This is a genomic window from Ramlibacter tataouinensis, assembly GCF_001580455.1.
Taxonomy (GTDB): domain Bacteria; phylum Pseudomonadota; class Gammaproteobacteria; order Burkholderiales; family Burkholderiaceae_C; genus Ramlibacter; species Ramlibacter tataouinensis_B.
Genome location: NZ_CP010951.1, coordinates 770941 through 787332 on the forward strand (window position 1 = coordinate 770941; position 16392 = coordinate 787332).

Consider the following 16392-nt stretch of genomic DNA (forward strand, 5'->3'; position numbering starts at 1 on the left):
CAAACACAAGAATGAACACGCAACGACTGCTGCACACGGCCGACAGCATCAGCACCTGGGTGGGCAAAGCCGCGGCCTGGCTGATCGTGGTTCTCATGCTCGTGATCTGCACGGAAGTCTTCAAGCGCTACATCCTCAACGCGCCCACGGCCTGGATCTTCGACGCCAGCAACATGATGTACGGCACGCTGTTCATGCTGGCGGGTGCGTACGCCCTCGCCCAGGACGCACATGTGCGCGGTGACTTCCTGTATGGCAGCATGCCGCCGCGCCGCCAGGCTTCGCTCGACCTGATCTTGTACGTGCTGTTCTTTCTGCCCGGCATCGTGGCGCTCACCTGGGCCGGCTGGACCTACTTCAACGACTCGTGGCGCATGCACGAGCAAACCTTCAACGCGGTTCCGCTGCCGCTGTACCCGTTCAAGTTCGTGATCCCGGTCGCAGGCGCCATCGTGCTGATGCAGGGTATCGCGGAGATGGTCCGCTGCGTCGTCTGCCTTCGTACGGGTGCGTGGCCTGCGCGCCTGAAAGACGCCGAAGAGATCGACGTGGTCGAACAGCAGCTGGCCGCCAGCACGCTGGTCGATGACGAGGCCCGCAAAGCGGCGATCGCCCGCGCGAAGGACATCGACGAGGCAGCGCGCACCCGCGGCCTGGGGGACAAGACATGATCATCAGCAACGCTGCCTTGGGCATGACCATGCTGGCCCTGATCGTGGTCGTGATCATGCTGGGGTTCCCCACGGCCTTCACGCTGATGGGGCTGGGCATGATGTTCGGCTACATCGCCTTTTACGACCCGGCGTTGCCGTTCTGGGACAACCGCGTCTTCGATCTCATGGTGCAGCGCGCCTTCGGCGCGATGACCAACGACACGCTGATTTCCATCCCGCTGTTCGTGCTGATGGGGTACGTGATGGAACGCGGGGCTCTCGTCGACAAGATGTTCCACAGCGTGCAGCTGGCCTTCCGCAGCGTGCCCGGCTCGCTCGCGGTCACCACGCTGATCATCTGCACGTTCTGGGGCATCGCTAGCGGCCTCGTCGGCGCCGTGGTGGTGCTGATGGGCGTCATCGCGATGCGGCCCATGCTCAACGCCGGCTATGACGTTCGGCTGGCCTCGGGCGTGATCACGGCCGGCGGCACGCTGGGCATCCTGATCCCGCCATCCGTAATGATCATCGTCTATGCCGCCGTCGCCGGCCAGTCGGTGGTCAAGCTGTATGCGGCGGCGATGTTCCCTGGCTTCTTCCTCGCACTGCTGTACCTGGTGTACGTCGTCGGTTGGGTGATGATCAACCCCAAGATCGCGCCGAAACTGCCGCCCGACCAGATGAAGGTGAACCTGCCGGCCTGGCTCGTGCACCTGTCGACAAACTATTCGCGCCGCATGCTGCCGGCTCTGCTGACGGCCGTCGCGTCGCCATCGCGTGCGCTGGCATACCAGGGGAATCGCCCGATCACGCGCGGCCTGCTGCTGGCCAGCCTGGGCAGGGCCCTCGTGCCGCTGGCGCTCGCCGCGGTGACGCTAGGCCTGGTCTGGTGGTATGTGGTGATTCACTCACAGCAGGGGGATGCCCCGGTGCAGGCTGCCACCGCGCAGGTCCAGAAGCAAGAAGCGGCTGGCGCGCAGCCGGCGGCATCGAGCAGCGATGCGGGTGGCGTCCAGGAACCACCGTCCGACAGCGGCGGCGTGCAGGAGCCGCCGTCTTCGGGCGGCGTCCAGGAGCCCCCCGGGGCCGGCGGGGTGCAGGAGCCACCCGGCGCAGCGCGCGATGCCGGCCGCGTGGCCGCGCCGCCTGGCACCGACGAGCCGCTCAAGCAGATGGGCGACCCGGACGACTACCAGTCTCGCATGACTGAGCCGGTGCCGAAAACCTTCTACTGGGGCTTCGGCATCGCCTGCCTGATCACGCTCGCCGCGCTCGCCTGGTACTACGCGCGCTTCGACGCGGAGCAGTTCGAAATCCTGGGCATGCTGGTCTCCTCGGTGATGCCGTTGGGCATCCTCACGTTTGTCGTGCTGGCGGTGATCCTGTTTGGCCTCACCACCGCCACCGAATCTGCCGCCGTCGGCGCCGCCGGCGCCTTTCTCATGGCATGGCAGGCGAAAACGCTGAACTTCCAGCGTATCAAGGAAGCTGTGTTCCTTACAGCCAAGACGACGGCGATGGTGTGCTGGCTGTTCGTCGGCTCGGCCCTGTTCTCGGCGGTGTTCGCGATCTTGGGCGGCCAGCACGTGGTGGAGCAATGGGTGCTGGGCATGAACCTGTCGCCGCTGCAGTTCCTGCTGATTTCGCAGGCGATCATCTTCCTGCTGGGCTGGCCGCTGGAGTGGACCGAAATCATCGTGATCTTCGTGCCCATCTTCCTGCCGCTGCTGCAGCATTTCCAGATCGACCCGATCCTGTGGGGCGTGCTGGTGTTCGTCAACCTCCAGGCGGCTTTCCTGTCGCCGCCGGTTGCGATGTCGGCCTTCTACCTCAAGGGCGTGTCGCCACCACATGTGACGATCAACCAGATCTTCTCGGGAATGATGCCCTACATGTTCATCGTGATCGTCTGCATGGTGTTCATGTACCTGTGGCCCGGAATGACGCTGTGGCTGCCGAAGTACCTGTATGGCTGAGCGGGCGCCCGTGCCCCATCTTTTGGGGTGTTTTCGGACGCCCAATTGACGTTTACGTAAACGTCAATTAAGGTACGGGTTGCCCTGGAGTACCCATGACCGACCTGTCCGCCGAATTCAAGGCGCTCGCCAGCTATCGCCCTACCCAAAAGGTTCGCTTCGTCACGGCGGCCAGCCTCTTCGACGGGCACGACGCCGCCATCAACATCATGCGCCGCATCCTGCAAGGCATGGGCGCCGAAGTGATCCACCTGGGCCACAACCGTAGCGTCGATGACATCGTCACCGCCGCGCTGCAGGAAGACGTGCAGGGCATCGCGGTCAGCTCCTACCAGGGCGGCCACGTCGAGTACTTCAAGTACATGGTGGACCTGCTCAAGCAACGCGGCGGCGCCCACATCCAGGTGTTCGGCGGCGGCGGCGGCGTGATCGTGCCGCCCGAGATCCGCGAACTGCACGCCTACGGCGTCGCGCGCATCTACAGCCCCGAGGACGGCCAGCGCATGGGGCTGGCGGGAATGATCGGCGAGATGGTGGCGCGCAGCGACAAGGACCTGAGCGAGTTCGCGCCGCGCGACCTGAAGGCGATCCAGGGCCACGGCGAGATGGCCTGGCGCGCGCTGGCCCAGCTCATCACCGCCATCGAGAACGGCTCGGCCGACGCCAAGCTCATGGAAGCAGTCAAGGCCGCCGCCGGCGAGCGCCGCATTCCCGTGCTGGGCATCACCGGCACCGGCGGTGCGGGCAAGTCCTCGCTGACCGACGAACTGATCCGACGCCTGCGCCTGGACCAGGACGACCAGCTGCGCGTGGCGGTCGTCTCCATCGACCCCTCCCGCCGCAAGAGCGGCGGAGCGCTGCTGGGCGACCGCATCCGCATGAACGCGATCGGGCCCTGGCAGAACGGCCCGCGCATCTACATGCGGTCCCTGGCCACGCGGGACTTCGGCAGCGAGATCTCCGCCGCCCTGCCCGACGTCATCGCCGCCTGCAAGGCCGCGGGCTTCGACCTGGTGGTGGTCGAGACCTCCGGCATCGGCCAGGGCGACGCGGCGATCGTGCCGCTGGTGGATGTGCCCATGTACGTGATGACGCCGGAGTTCGGCGCCGCCAGCCAGCTCGAGAAGATCGACATGCTGGATTTCGCCGAGTTCGTGGCGATCAACAAGTTCGACCGCAAGGGTGCCGCCGATGCGCTGCGCGACGTCTCCAAGCAGGTGCAGCGCAACAAGGAAGCCTTCGGCAAGAGTCCCGACCAGATGCCGGTGTTCGGCACCATGGCGGCCCGCTTCAACGACGACGGCGTCACCGCCCTGTACCAGGCGCTGAAGCCGCGGCTGACCGAGGTCGGGCTCAAGCTCAAGGAAGGCCGCCTGCCGGCGGTCTCCGGGCGCCACAGCACCAACCAGACCCCCGTGGTGCCGGCCGCGCGGGTGCGCTACCTGGCCGACATTTCCGACACCGTGCGCGGCTACAAGAAGCGCGCCCGCGAACAGGCCCGGCTGGCCCGCGAGATCCAGCAGCTGCGGGAAGCCGCGCGCATGCTGAAGGTCGACAAACCCGATCGCGCACCTGCCTCGGAAGCGGCGCTCGACCTCGCCGGCCATCGCCTGTCGCGCATGGACCGCGACGCCCTGCAACTGCTCAAGCAGTGGCCGGACATGCAGAAGGCCTACGGGGGCGACGAGTACGTCGTGAAGATCCGCGACAAGGAGATCCGCACCGCGCTCACCACCAAGTCGCTCTCGGGCACCACGATCCGTAAGGTGGCGCTGCCGCAATACGAGGACCACGGCGAAATCCTCAAGTGGCTGATGCTGGACAACGTGCCGGGCAGCTACCCCTACACCGCTGGCACCTTCGCCTTCAAGCGCGAGAACGAGGACCCCACCCGCATGTTCGCGGGCGAAGGCGACGCCTTCCGCACCAACCGCCGCTTCAAACTGCTGTCCGAAGGCATGCCGGCCAAGCGCCTGTCGACCGCCTTCGATTCGGTCACCCTATACGGCAACGACCCGGACCTGCGCCCGGACATCTACGGCAAGGTAGGCAACTCCGGCGTGTCGATCGCCACGCTGGACGATATGGAGGTGCTGTACTCGGGCTTCGACCTGTGCAACCCGGCCACCTCGGTGTCGATGACGATCAACGGCCCGGCGCCCACCATCCTGGCGATGTTCATGAACACCGCCATCGACCAGAACATCGCCAGGTTCACGGCCGACAACGGCCGCGAGCCGACCGACACCGAAGCCGCCAAGATCCGCGAATGGGTGCTGGCCAACGTGCGCGGCACGGTGCAGGCCGATATCCTGAAGGAAGACCAGGGCCAGAACACCTGCATCTTCTCGACCGAGTTCTCGCTCAAGGTCATGGGCGACATCGCCGAGTACTTCGTGCACCACGACGTGCGCAACTTCTATTCGGTGTCGATCTCGGGCTACCACATCGCCGAGGCCGGGGCCAACCCGATCAGCCAGCTCGCGTTCACCCTCTCGAATGGCTTCACCTTCGTCGAGGCCTACCTGGCGCGCGGCATGCACATCGACGACTTCGCGCCCAACCTGTCGTTCTTCTTCTCCAACGGCATGGACCCGGAATACACGGTGATGGGCCGGGTGGCGCGGCGCATCTGGGCGGTGGCGATGAAGGAGCGCTACGGCGCCAACGAGCGCAGCCAGAAGCTCAAGTACCACATCCAGACCTCGGGCCGCAGCCTGCATGCGCAGGAGATCCAGTTCAACGACATCCGCACCACGTTGCAGGCGCTGATCGCGATCTACGACAACTGCAACTCGCTGCACACCAACGCCTTCGACGAGGCGATCACAACGCCCACCGAAGACAGCGTGCGCCGGGCGATGGCGATCCAGCTGATCATCAACCGCGAGTGGGGCCTGGCCAAGAACGAGAACCCGAACCAGGGCTCGTTCATCATCGAGGAGCTCACCGAGCTGGTCGAAGAGGCGGTGCTTGCCGAGTTCGAGCGCATCGCCGAGCGCGGCGGCGTGCTGGGCGCCATGGAGACCGGCTACCAGCGCGGCCGCATCCAGGACGAGAGCATGCACTACGAGATGCTCAAGCACACCGGCGAGCTGCCGATCATCGGCGTCAACACCTTCCGCAACCCGCATGGCGACGCGGTGCACGACAAGCTCGAACTGGCCCGCTCGACCGAGGAAGAAAAGCAAAGCCAGCTCAAGCGCCTGCAGGACTTCCACAAGCGCAACGCCAAGCAAGCGCCCGCCATGCTGCAGCGGCTGCAACAGGCCGTGATCGAGAACCGCAATGTGTTCGAGGTACTGATGGACGCGGTGCGCGTCTGCTCGCTCGGCCAGATCACGAACGCGCTGTTCGAGGTCGGCGGCCAGTACCGGCGGAACATGTGACGGGCCTCGGGGATGATGGACGACATCACCTACCGGGGTACGGTCTATCCCTGGCACTGCGACCACGTCGGCCACATGAACGTGATGTGGTACGTGGGCAAGTTCGACGAGGCCACCTGGAACTTCTTCAACCAGCTCGGCCTGACGCCTGCCTACTTCCGTGAGAACGGCCGCGGCATGGCGGCCGTGGACCAGCACATCGAGTACAAGCGCGAACTCAAGGCAGGGGATGTGGTCACCATCCGCTCCCACTTGATCGAGTTCGCGGGCAAGAAGGTCCGCTTTCGCCATGAGATGACGAATGAGGCAACGGGGGAACTGGCGGCAGTAACCACGCTGTTGGGGGTGCACATGGATACGGCGGCGCGGAAGTCGTGTCCGTTTCCTGTGGAGATGGTCGAACGCGCGCAGCAGAAGAACTGAGCGAAGGCAGGAGGACGGGCGCCCGGCCCCGGGGCTTATAGATACCTTTTCCCCTGCACCATCAGCGCAAGGCGCATGACGCCCAGGGCCACCCGCTCCAGGATGCGCTCGCGCAGGGGCCGGCTCAGGTATTCCTCTGGGCTCATCTGGCGCCCCTCTTCGGCGATGGCCCGCAGCAGCCGCTGGCGCAGCTGCTCGGCGAACTCTTCGTCGCCGACCACGACATTGGCTTCGCGCGCCAGCAGCAGGCTCAACGGATCGAGGTTGGATGAGCCCACGGTGGCCCAAAGCCCGTCGATCACCGCCACCTTGGCGTGCAGGAAGCTCGGCGAATACTCGTGGATCTCGACGCCGGCGCGCAGCAGCACGCCGTACACCGGCCGCGCCGCGTAGTACTGCATGAAAGACTCGTAGCGGCCCTGCAGCAGCAGCACCACCCTCACGCCCCGCTGGGCGGCGGCGATGAGCGCGTCGCGCATCTTGCGACCGGGCACGAAGTAGGCGTTGGCGATGATCACCTCTTCGCGCGCGCGGCCGATCGCACGGCGGTAGGCACGTTCGATGCGGCCACGGTTGCGCAGGTTGTCGCGCAGCACCAGCGCGGCGCGCGAGCCCCGGCCGTTGGGCGCGGGCAGCGTGTCCACTCGCGGTGCCGTGGTGTGCCCAGTAGACTCACGCAAGGTATGCAGCGCGCCGGCCAGGTGCGCCCCGCGGATGTCGCGCATCGCCTGCAGCCGCAGCCAGAGCTGGCTCATGGTCGCCTCGATCTGGGACACCAGCGGCCCGGACACCTGCACCGAAAAATCAAAGCGCGGCGCCAGCTGTGTCGGGCCCTCCTGGTCGTGCAGGTCGTCGAGCACGTTGATGCCGCCGCAAAACGCGGTCTGCCCGTCGACCAGGCACAGCTTGCGATGCAGCCGGCGCCAGCTGCCCCGCCACAGCAGGCCGAGCCGTCCCAGCGGCTCGTAGACGCGCCAGTCGACCCCGGCCTCCACGAAGCGCTCGGCCCATGAGCGCGGCAGCGGCAGCGAGCCGAAGCCGTCGACCACGACGCGGACGTTGACGCCGCGCCGCGCCGCCCGCTCCAGCGCCTGCGCCACGTCCGCGCTCTGGCCCTGGAAATCGAAGATGTAGGTCTCCAGCCGCACCTCGACCCGCGCCGCGTCGATCGCAGCCACCAGGGTCGGGAACAGCTCCGCGGCGCCTTGCAGCAGCCGCAGGGAGTGTCCGGATCGCAGTGGCGGCAGCGGCAGCGGCATGGCTACAAGGTGAACTCCGCCAGCAAGGGCAGGTGGTCGGACATGCGCCACCAGATGCGCCCGCGCGGGATCGACACGCTCACGGGCTTGAGCCCGCGCGCATAGACGTAGTCGAGCTGGGTGAGCGGCAGGCGCGAGGGATAAGTCCACAGCCGGTCGGCCACGTGGTCGCGCAGCCCGGCGGCGTTCATCCTGGGCCGCAGCTTGCCGCCCCAGTCGTTGAAATCACCCGCCACCACCACGGGCTCGCGGCGGGGCACCTCGCTGGCGATGTAGCGGGCGAGCTGGTCGACCTGGCGCAGCCGGCTGCCGGCGATGAGCCCGAGGTGCACCACGATCACGTGCAGGAGCCGACGGTGCGCCTGCAGCTTCACGTGCAGCAGACCGCGTTGCTCGAAGCGATGGTCGGAGATGTCCTCGTGCGCAAGCGAGACCACCGGCCAGCGCGAGAGCAAGGCGTTGCCGTGCTCGCCGTGCCGCGTGTAGGCATTGGTCTGGTAGACCGCCTCGTACCCCTGCGGCGCCAGGAACTCGTGCTGGGGCAGCTCGGGCCAGCGCGTGAAGTACTGCTCTTCGCGCCGGTGCAGCTTGCGCACCTCCTGCAGACACACGATGTCGGCGTCGAGCTGCTCCACCGCGTGGCCGATGTTGTGAATCTCGAGCCGCCGAGCCGGCCCGACACCCTGCACACCCTTGTGGATGTTGTAGGTGGCGACTCTAAAGGGGGCAGCCATCGGCAAATTGTGGCAGCAACAGAATCGCCTCCGCGTTCGAGGGCGAGAAGCAGGCATCGGCCGCCTCGCGCCAGGGCAGCCACCGGTAGTGGGTGTGCTCGCGCGGGTTCAGCGTGACGGGGCAGTCCGGCGGCACGCACAGGCCGAACACATGTTCAGTGTTGCGCGTGATGCCCGGCGCGTAGCGATGCAGCCAGCGCGGATAGATGTCGTAGACGTTCTCCAGGCCCCAGTCGGTGAGCCGGCCGGTCGCGCAGGCGATGCCGGTCTCTTCGAACACCTCGCGCACGGCAGTCTGCTCGAACGACTCGCCTTCATGGTCCTTGGCGCCGGTCACCGACTGCCAGTAGTTGTGCGCGTCCGCCCGGTTGATGAGCAGCACATCCAACGCGGGCGTGTGGATCACGACCAAGACGGATTGGGGGATCTTGAAAGGCCTGTCCATGAAGGGGTAAGGGCACCTCGAGGGTGCCTTTCATTCTGCCAGCAGGCCCCGTGCGAGAATCGGCGCGAAGGATTCCAAGTGACCTCCGTCGATCCCGCGAACCAGCTCGCCGCGCTCATCCGGGTGCAAGTCGCCTCGCTGCGTCAGCGCCAGGCCAGCAGAACGACCGCAGGCGGGCGCCAGCCCACAAGCCTACCGGTGGATGGCGCGGGTCAGGGCGCGGACCTCGCTTCCATCGTCGCACAGCGCATCAAGGCGATTTCCGAAGACGACCCACAGCGCGAACGGAAGGCGTTTAGGCTCTTCCTCGAAACGGTGCTCCTGTCAGAACTCGGCCCGGAGATCGTCAACGACCCGTCGTTTGCTGTGATGGTCGATCATGTTCAGCAGCAGATGGAGAGTGACCCGGACCTGGCCCAGGCTTCACTCGAAGCTGCGCGCGTGCTGCTGAAGTCGGCGGAAAGCCGCTAGCTAGCACCAATGAGGTGCACCCTCGGGCGCGATGGACACAGCACTGCCTAAGGGCGAGGGCGAGCTTCTCACTCCCCACAACCAACTACGGCAGCACCAGCCGCTGCGGAAGGCGCGCCGCGGCCTCGCAAACTTTTCACGCCTCGCCCGTTTCGCATCCGCGCGCTGAACGACAAGCAAAAGAATGAACCGGCCCAACATCATCTTCATCGTTGCCGACGACCTCGGCTTCGCCGACCTCGGGTGCTATGGCGGACGGCCCGCGCAGTTCGGCCCGGTCTCGCCGGTGCTCGACGCCCTGGCGGCGAACGGCCTGAAGTTCCTCCAGGGCTACGCCAATTCGCCGGTGTGTTCGCCCACGCGCTTCGCGCTGATGACCGGCCGCTACCAGTACCGCCTGCGCGGCGCCGCCGAGGAGCCGATCAACAGCAAGAGCCGCGGCAGCGCGACGCTTGGCCTGCCGCCGCAGCATCCGACGCTGCCCTCGCTGCTGAAGGAAAGCGGCTGGCGCACGGCGCTGATCGGCAAGTGGCACCTCGGATGGCCGCCGCACTTCGGTCCGCTGCGCTCGGGCTACGAGGAATTCTTCGGCCCCATGTCGGGCGGCGTCGACTACTTCACCCATTGCGACTGGACCGGGTCGCATGACCTCTGGTGCGGCGATGGGGAGCACCGCGAAGAAGGCTACCTGACGGACCTGATCTCGCGCCGCGCCGTCGACTACATCGACCGTGTCGCGGCCTGCCCCGACCCCTTCTTCCTGAGCCTGCACTACACGGCGCCGCACTGGCCCTGGGAAGCGCGAACGGACCGCTCAGTTGCCGGCGAGGTGAAGGACAACCTGTTCCACCTGCACGGCGGCAACATCGAGACCTACCGCCGGATGATCCATCACATGGACGAAGGCATCGGCTGGGTGATGGACGCGCTGCGGCGCCACGGCATCGACCGCCGGACCCTGGTGGTGTTCACCAGCGACAACGGCGGCGAGCGCTTTTCGGACAACTGGCCGCTGGTGGGCGGCAAGATGGACCTGACCGAAGGCGGCATCCGCGTGCCCTGGATCGCGCACTGGCCGGAGGTGATCGCGCCCGGCTGCGTGACCGGCCAGCAATGCATGACCATGGACTGGTCCGCCACCATGCTCGACGCCGCGGGCGTGACCCCGCATCCGGCCTGGCCGCTCGACGGCGTGTCGCTGCTTCCCGTGCTGCGCGAGCCGGCACGCAGCTTCCGGCGGGTGCTGCACTGGCGCATGAACCACCGGGGGCAGCGCGCGCTGCGCGACGGCGACTGGAAATACCTGCGGGTGGACGGGCACGACTACCTGTTCGACCTGGCGGCCGACGAGCGCGAACGCGCCAACCTGGCCGCGCGCCAGAGCGCACGTCTGGCCGACATGCGCGAAGCCTGGGAGGCTTGGAACGCGACGATGCCTCCCGTTCCCGGCGATGCGACCATCAGCCTGGGCTACGGTGCGAAGGACATGCCGCAGAGGTGATGAGCGATCGGCCGGCCGCACGGCATACTTGGCCGATGACCCGAATTTCGCAATGGCTGCCCTTTCTGGCCTGGCCACGTCCCGGCCTGCCGCTGCTGCGCGGCGAAGCCATCGCGGCGCTGACCATCGTGCTGGTCATGATTCCGCAGTCGGTGGCCTACGCCAGCCTGGCCGGCATGCCGCTGGTCGCGGGCCTGTATGCGAGCTTTCTTCCGGCCCTGGCGGCGGTGATGTTCTCCGCGTCCACCCGTTTGTCGGTGGGTCCTTCGGCCCTCACCAGCGTGCTGGTCGGCGCTTCGCTCATGGGCATGGCGCCACCCGGCTCCGACGAATGGGTGGCCCTGGCCGTGTGGCTGGCGCTGCTGTCGGGCGGCCTGCAACTCGCGCTGGGGGCGGGCGGCGCGGCCTGGGTACTCAACCTGGTGAGTTCGCCCGTGCTGGCCGGCTTCAGCCAGGCCGCGGCGCTGCTGATCATCGCTTCGCAGATTCCCGCTTTGCTGGGACTGAAAGGCGGGCTGACCAGCCTGCTCGGCCAACCGGAGTTCGACACCGTGGCCCTCGCCTTCGGCGTGCTGAGCCTGCTGCTGTTCGTGCTGGGCAAGCGTTTCGCGCCCCGCATGCCGATGGTGCTGCTGGTGCTCGCGGCCAGCGCGGCGCTGGCCAGCTGGACGGGCTACTCCGGCTACGGCGCGGTCATCGGCGCCCTGCCCGCCGGCCTGCCTTCGTTCTACGTTCCCGGCCTGCTGTCGTGGGACAGCTTCCAGAAACTGATGGTGCCGGCCCTGGTGATCGCGCTGGTGAGTTCGCTGGAGATGGCTTCCAGCGCCAAGATCGAGAGCCAGCATGAGGGCAAGCGCTGGAACGCCAGCCAGGACCTGGTGGGTCAAGGCATGGGCAAGATCGTCTCCGCCTTCTGCGCCAGCTTCCCGACGTCGACCTCCTTCTCGCGCTCGGCGATCACCCTGTACTCGGGCGCCAAGACCGGCTGGGCCACTGTCGCCGTGACGGTTTTCATGCTGGTGGTGCTGCTTTTCTTCACGCCGGCGCTGCAGCACGTGCCGCGGGCGGTGCTGGCCGCGGTGGTGGTGGCCGCGGTGTCGGGCCTGATCCGCCCGGACACCCTGCCGCGCCTGTGGCGCATCGACCGGGTCGAAGCCCTCACGGGACTGGTGACCTTCGCCCTCACCCTGTACTTTTCGCCCCGAATCTACTGGGGGGTGCTGGCCGGCGTGCTCATGGGGCTGGCGCATTTCCTGTACCTGCGGCTGCACCCCCGCATCATCGAAGTGGGAGTGCATCCCGACGGCAGCATGCGCGACCGGCACCTGTGGAAACTGCCGCCCCTGAGCCAGCAGGTCTATGCGCTGCGCATGGACGGCGCGCTCGATTTCGCCTCCGCCAGCGCGTTCGAGCGCGCTTTGGTCGAACACCTCGCGGCGCATCCCGACACGCGCGACGTGGTGCTGTTCGCGCAACCCATCAACCGGGTCGATGCCACCGGGGTCGAGGTGTTCATGCAACTGCGCGCCATGCTGGCCGCGCGCGGCATCGCGCTGCATATCAGCGGCATCAAGCTGCCGGTGGAACAGGTACTGGAACGCGCCGGCGCGCTGGAACCCGGGCCCTTGCTGCACATGTATCGCACCGACGCGGACGCGCTGCATGCGCTGGAATCAACTACCTGAAGCGCCGGCTCCCCAGGTAACTGAGCTTCAATGCGGCGAGGGAACTCACCGCCAATGCCGCAAGCGGGTGCACGTCCATCCCATTGAACGGGAGCGCCACCAGGGCTGCATACACGATGAAGTTCAGGGCAGCCCCCGGCCCGCTCGCGCCAACGTAGCGCAGCAGGTTGGGCGCGGCCGGCGGGTGCGGCGGCAAGCTGAGACCGCGGTTGACCAACCAGGTCGTCATGGTGGCGGCGGGCAGCGCGATGCCGCGGGCGGCCACGGCACCCAGGTCCAGTGAGACCATCAGCACGCCGGCATCGACAAGAAAGCTCAGGGTGCCCAGGATGCCGAAGCGCAGCACGGCGGCTGGCTCGAGGACGGCATCGCTTTCTGCGGCTTCAAAGTCGAGTCCGGCCCAGGCGACGCGAACCGCATGGCCCGCCACGCCGAGACGCGCCCAGACAGGCACAGCGGCATGCACGGGAACGGCGGCCCCGAACTGGAATGCACGAGGCGGTACGTCATGTGCTTCGTGGGATGAAAATTCATCAGCCATGCGCGCTCTTCCGTTACGGGGCGTGAGACCTGTGTCTTGCAGAGCCATGCTAGGCCGACCGTGCGTAAGCATGCGTAACGGATATCGTAAACACGCGTAACTGCCACGCAGGGAGCTGCCTGCCGCGTGCTCAGCAGGAAACGATCCATCCCTCCAGGGCATCGACCTCATCCGGCAACCCGTAGCGCGGCGGCCCCTGTTGCAGGGCCCAGGCCGCCTGCACCAGGCACAGCAAGGCATCGAGCGCGTCGCCGGTGGCGTCCTCCAGCAGCACGGCGCGCAGCTCGCGCCTGAGCACGGCACGCAGGCCCAGGCGCGTCTGTCCTTGCTCCAGCTGCGCCAGCAGCTCGACCCGGGCCGCGCGACGATCGGGCGTCTGCTTGCCTTTGTCATCGCTCTTGTAGCTGCGCCGCCCGATGAGCTCGCGCGCCAGCAAGCCGGGATAGGCTTCGAGCGCGACCCGGCTGGGGTCGCCTGCGTGCAGCCCCGGCAGGTGCACGCCCGCCTCCAGCAGCAGCGGCACCGCCGCATGCAGCATGTACGCCACCGGCGGGTTGACCCATTTCATGGAGGGACTCGAGCCGGCGCGCTTGTCGAAGGCGCGATGGGCGAACTTGGCGCCGGCCGGACGGGCGCTGCAAAACGCGGCGAAGGTGTCGCGGATCTGCGCGCGACTGAGTTGCCCATAGTGGACCATGCAGGCATGCCACTCGGCGGGCCAACCCAGATGCTCGACCAGCGCGCGCGGCAGGCCGAAGGGAACATCGAAGCCGCCGACCCAGGCCTGCGGCTGCTTCAACCACTGGGCGAAGTCTGCGAGCGAATCCAGCCGCTCCAATCGGTCCAGACGCACGCCGTCGCCAGACAGCATGCCGTGCGCGATGACGATGGGTTTGCGGCGGCTGGGCGCGCTGGAAAAATCGCAGCCCACGAGCGCGGGCAGCGCGGCCGTCACGCCGGCGCTGCGCCCAGGGCCGCGCGCAGCTCCTGCGGGATCGCTTCGCTGCGCAGCGCGCTGCCGGGCCCGGCTTCGTAGCGGCACCAGACGCGCGCCTCGGTGCCGCGGGCCAGCACGCGCCCGTCGCTCAGGATGAACTCGTGGCTGACGGTGAACGAACTGCGGCCCCAGCGGGAAACCTGCGAGCGCACCTCGCATTCGTCGCCGAACACCGGCGAGCTCAGGAAGGCGCAGTTCGAATCGACCAGCGGAATGGTGAAATGCTCGGCCCGCATGCGCGCCGGCGGAAAGCCGGCGCCCGCCACCATGGCCCAGGTTGCCGCGTCCATCCAGCGGTAATAGGTGGGATAGAAGATGATGCCGGCCGGATCGCAGTCACCCCAGGTGACCGTGCGCGCGAGCCGTGCGAGCACTGTCATTCGAACGCGCCGCTAGCCGGCGCGGCCGCAGATCGCGGCGGTGGCCATCAGGTCTTCGAGCAGCGCAAGAGAGACCTTGCCCGACACCGCGTAGGGGTCCAGCGTCGGCGTCTCGGAATACTTCAGCAGGGTCGTGTGATTGACCTTGGAGATGTTGACCTGCCCCATGCTCCAGTCGCCGAAGCGGCGCTCCAGGATTTCCTCGAAATGCAGCAGCGACACGTCCTTGTGGCGCGGATCGTTCAGGATCGTGCCGAACAGCTCGCTCACCGGGATGCGGCCGCCTTCGATGGCCTGCAGGAAGATGCCCGCGCCGTAGCACAGGATGCCGGTGATGCCACTGGACGGGTTGTGCTGGCGCGCCTGCGCCAGGATCGAATCGATGGCGTCGGGGCTGGTATCCACCGCCCGGCTGCAGTAGAGGAGGCGTACCAGCATTTCAGCCTCCGCCGAGCCGCCTCAAGGAGGCTGACGCCCCCCCGGGGGGCAGCGAGTACACGAAGTGACGAGCGTCGGGGCGCATCGTTCTAGCCCTTGTCGGGAATCAGGGAAAGGAACTCGCGACGCAGCGCTTCGTTCTTCAGGAACACCCCGCGCATCACCGAATTGATCATCTTGCTGGAGAGGTCCTTCACGCCGCGCCAGGCCATGCAGTAGTGGCTGGCCTCCATGACCACCGCCAGCCCGTCGGGCTGCGTTCTCTCCATGATCAGGTCGGCCAGCTGCACCACCGCTTCTTCCTGGATCTGAGGCCGGCCCATCACCCATTCGGCCAGCCGCGCGTACTTGGACAGGCCGATCACATTGGTGTGCTCGTTGGGCATGATGCCGATCCACAGCTTGCCGATCACCGGGCAGAAGTGGTGGCTGCAGGCGCTGCGCACCGTGATCGGGCCAACGATCATCAGCTCGTTCAGGCGCTCGGCGTTGGGAAACTCGGTGATCGACGGCTGCTTGGCATAGCGGCCCCGGAACACCTCGTTGATGTACATCTTGGCGATGCGCCGGGCGGTGTCGTTGGTGTTGTGGTCGCCCTGCGTATCAATGACCATGCTGTCGAGCACGCCCTGCATCTTGGCTTCGACCTCATCGAGCATCAGTTCGAGCTCGCCGGGTTCGATGAAGGCGGCGATGTTGTCGTTGGAATGGAAGCGCTTGCGGGCGGCCAGGATCCGCTCGCGGATCTTCACCGACACGGGCGTGCCCTCGTCGGTGTCCAGCTTGGGATGAGTCTCTTGCGCTTTCATGAGCATGGGAAATGGTAACACCGCGGCCTTTTCCCGCCCTTTGTGGGGGCGACATGCCCCCACGGGTCAGTAGCAGCCTTCGGCCCATTGGACGATGAGGGGACTTGCGCCACGACGCAAGCCTAATTGTTGAGTTCCAGGCCCCTGCGCGAGCGGCCGTCCCGTCCTCGCCGCGGGTCAGAACTCCAGGTCGTCCCGGATCGCCGCGATGCCGGCGCGGGCGCAGGCGTCGTCGGCATCGCCGCCAGGCGCGCCCGACACGCCGATGCCGCCGACCAAGGCGCCGGCGGCTTCGATCGGCAGGCCGCCGCCGATCGCGACGACGCGCGGCAGCTGGCGGATGCCGGAGGACGCCTCGCTGGCCTGCGTGGCACGCGCGAAGGCCAGGGTGTCCATCTTGAAGGTCACGGCCGTGTAGGCCTTGTTCGCCGCCGTGTCGGGGGTGTGCGGTCCGGCGAAGCGGTCGCGCAACATCACCAGCGGATGGCCGGCGCGATCGCTCACCGCCACGGCGACCTGGTAACCGCCCTGGGCACAGCGTTGCATCGCCGCCTGCGCCGCGCGCAGCGCGGCTTCCGGTGTGAGCGACCGCGCGGAGTAGGTGGCCGCTTGCTGGGCCGAGGCAGCGCCCCACCCCAGCGCGCAGACCAGCGCGGCGCTTGCGATCCGGCAACGGCGGTTCGACATGATG

The 16392-nt window shown here is 67.1% G+C and carries 16 protein-coding genes; 7 read left to right on the forward strand and 9 right to left on the reverse strand.

All coding sequences use genetic code 11. The features are described from left to right. Positions 1-11: 11 nt before the first annotated feature. The 4 genes from UC35_RS03765 to UC35_RS03780 all read left to right on the forward strand — a co-directional run bounded on the left by UC35_RS03765 (position 12) and on the right by UC35_RS03780 (position 6441). On the forward strand, positions 12-671 hold the full coding sequence (locus UC35_RS03765) for a TRAP transporter small permease subunit (RefSeq protein ID WP_061496326.1): 660 nt from the start codon (positions 12-14) through the stop codon (positions 669-671). A 2-nt stretch (positions 672-673) separates the two neighbouring features. Next, positions 674-2629 carry a TRAP transporter large permease subunit gene (locus tag UC35_RS03770; RefSeq protein ID WP_061503663.1) on the forward strand — a complete coding sequence of 652 codons (1956 nt, stop codon included), beginning with the start codon at positions 674-676 and terminating at the stop codon, positions 2627-2629. A 95-nt stretch (positions 2630-2724) separates the two neighbouring features. After that, a complete protein-coding gene (gene icmF / locus UC35_RS03775; RefSeq protein ID WP_061496329.1) occupies positions 2725-6018 on the forward strand; it encodes a fused isobutyryl-CoA mutase/GTPase IcmF in 3294 nt (1097 codons plus the stop codon). A gap of 12 nt (positions 6019-6030) precedes the next feature. After that, positions 6031-6441 carry an acyl-CoA thioesterase gene (locus tag UC35_RS03780; protein ID WP_061496331.1) on the forward strand — a complete coding sequence of 137 codons (411 nt, stop codon included), beginning with the start codon at positions 6031-6033 and terminating at the stop codon, positions 6439-6441. Between the two features lie 35 nt (positions 6442-6476). Here the strand turns inward: UC35_RS03780 and clsB are convergent, their stop codons facing one another. The 3 genes from clsB to nudB are packed head-to-tail and all read right to left on the reverse strand — an operon-like array spanning position 6477 to position 8879. Next, complete coding sequence (gene clsB / locus UC35_RS03785) at positions 6477-7700, reverse strand: cardiolipin synthase ClsB (protein ID WP_061496333.1); 1224 nt, start codon at positions 7698-7700, stop codon at positions 6477-6479. Positions 7701-7702: 2 nt separating this feature from the next. After that, positions 7703-8434 (reverse strand): endonuclease/exonuclease/phosphatase family protein, encoded by a 732-nt coding sequence (locus tag UC35_RS03790; RefSeq protein WP_061496336.1) that lies wholly within the window; start codon positions 8432-8434, stop codon positions 7703-7705. After that, positions 8418-8879: a dihydroneopterin triphosphate diphosphatase gene (gene nudB / locus UC35_RS03795; RefSeq protein ID WP_061496338.1), complete on the reverse strand. Its 462-nt coding sequence runs from the start codon at positions 8877-8879 to the stop codon at positions 8418-8420. The genes UC35_RS03790 and nudB overlap by 17 nt, the downstream gene beginning before the upstream one ends. A 78-nt stretch (positions 8880-8957) precedes the next feature. Here nudB and UC35_RS03800 point away from each other — a divergent pair, with 78 nt between their 5' ends. The 3 genes from UC35_RS03800 (at position 8958) to UC35_RS03810 (ending at position 12536) form a co-directional block, all read left to right on the forward strand. Continuing rightward, positions 8958-9350, forward strand: a complete 393-nt coding sequence (locus UC35_RS03800) for a hypothetical protein (protein ID WP_061496340.1) — start codon at positions 8958-8960, stop codon at positions 9348-9350. Positions 9351-9534: 184 nt separating this feature from the next. Then, a complete protein-coding gene (locus UC35_RS03805; RefSeq protein ID WP_061496343.1) occupies positions 9535-10851 on the forward strand; it encodes a sulfatase in 1317 nt (438 codons plus the stop codon). A gap of 35 nt (positions 10852-10886) precedes the next feature. Further along, positions 10887-12536 (forward strand): SulP family inorganic anion transporter, encoded by a 1650-nt coding sequence (locus UC35_RS03810; RefSeq protein WP_061496345.1) that lies wholly within the window; start codon positions 10887-10889, stop codon positions 12534-12536. Here the strand turns inward: UC35_RS03810 and UC35_RS22900 are convergent. From UC35_RS22900 to UC35_RS03840, 6 genes are all read right to left on the reverse strand, one after another. Beyond that, a complete protein-coding gene (locus tag UC35_RS22900) occupies positions 12529-13077 on the reverse strand; it encodes a GtrA family protein (protein ID WP_158513855.1) in 549 nt (182 codons plus the stop codon). The two genes, UC35_RS03810 and UC35_RS22900, sit on opposite strands and share 8 nt — an antisense overlap. A gap of 130 nt (positions 13078-13207) precedes the next feature. Then, complete coding sequence (locus tag UC35_RS03820) at positions 13208-14032, reverse strand: DUF429 domain-containing protein (protein WP_061496349.1); 825 nt, start codon at positions 14030-14032, stop codon at positions 13208-13210. Beyond that, complete coding sequence (locus tag UC35_RS03825; RefSeq protein ID WP_061496351.1) at positions 14029-14454, reverse strand: acyl-CoA thioesterase; 426 nt, start codon at positions 14452-14454, stop codon at positions 14029-14031. Before UC35_RS03825 ends, UC35_RS03820 begins: the two co-directional genes overlap by 4 nt. Before the next feature lie 12 nt (positions 14455-14466). Then, positions 14467-14892, reverse strand: coding sequence for a BLUF domain-containing protein (locus UC35_RS03830; protein ID WP_061496353.1), 426 nt, complete (start codon positions 14890-14892; stop codon positions 14467-14469). An 89-nt stretch (positions 14893-14981) separates the two neighbouring features. After that, a complete protein-coding gene (folE, locus tag UC35_RS03835; RefSeq protein WP_061496355.1) occupies positions 14982-15707 on the reverse strand; it encodes a GTP cyclohydrolase I in 726 nt (241 codons plus the stop codon). A gap of 171 nt (positions 15708-15878) precedes the next feature. Further along, complete coding sequence (locus UC35_RS03840; protein ID WP_061496357.1) at positions 15879-16388, reverse strand: GlcG/HbpS family heme-binding protein; 510 nt, start codon at positions 16386-16388, stop codon at positions 15879-15881. Positions 16389-16392 lie beyond the last annotated feature (4 nt).

Excerpts from the sequence above, each read along its gene's own strand:
- UC35_RS03825 (WP_061496351.1), bottom strand. The coding sequence starts at position 14,454 with ATGACAGTGCTCGCACGGCTCGCGCGCACGGTCACCTGGGGTGACTGC.
- clsB (WP_061496333.1), bottom strand. The coding sequence starts at position 7,700 with ATGCCGCTGCCGCTGCCGCCACTGCGATCCGGACACTCCCTGCGGCTG.
- UC35_RS03830 (WP_061496353.1), bottom strand. The coding sequence starts at position 14,892 with ATGCTGGTACGCCTCCTCTACTGCAGCCGGGCGGTGGATACCAGCCCC.
- UC35_RS03765 (WP_061496326.1), top strand. The coding sequence starts at position 12 with ATGAACACGCAACGACTGCTGCACACGGCCGACAGCATCAGCACCTGG.
- UC35_RS03810 (WP_061496345.1), top strand. The coding sequence starts at position 10,887 with ATGACCCGAATTTCGCAATGGCTGCCCTTTCTGGCCTGGCCACGTCCC.
- UC35_RS03840 (WP_061496357.1), bottom strand. The coding sequence starts at position 16,388 with ATGTCGAACCGCCGTTGCCGGATCGCAAGCGCCGCGCTGGTCTGCGCG.
- UC35_RS03780 (WP_061496331.1), top strand. The coding sequence starts at position 6,031 with ATGATGGACGACATCACCTACCGGGGTACGGTCTATCCCTGGCACTGC.
- folE (WP_061496355.1), bottom strand. The coding sequence starts at position 15,707 with ATGCTCATGAAAGCGCAAGAGACTCATCCCAAGCTGGACACCGACGAG.
- UC35_RS22900 (WP_158513855.1), bottom strand. The coding sequence starts at position 13,077 with ATGGCTGATGAATTTTCATCCCACGAAGCACATGACGTACCGCCTCGT.
- UC35_RS03805 (WP_061496343.1), top strand. The coding sequence starts at position 9,535 with ATGAACCGGCCCAACATCATCTTCATCGTTGCCGACGACCTCGGCTTC.
- UC35_RS03790 (WP_061496336.1), bottom strand. The coding sequence starts at position 8,434 with ATGGCTGCCCCCTTTAGAGTCGCCACCTACAACATCCACAAGGGTGTG.
- icmF (WP_061496329.1), top strand. The coding sequence starts at position 2,725 with ATGACCGACCTGTCCGCCGAATTCAAGGCGCTCGCCAGCTATCGCCCT.
- nudB (WP_061496338.1), bottom strand. The coding sequence starts at position 8,879 with ATGGACAGGCCTTTCAAGATCCCCCAATCCGTCTTGGTCGTGATCCAC.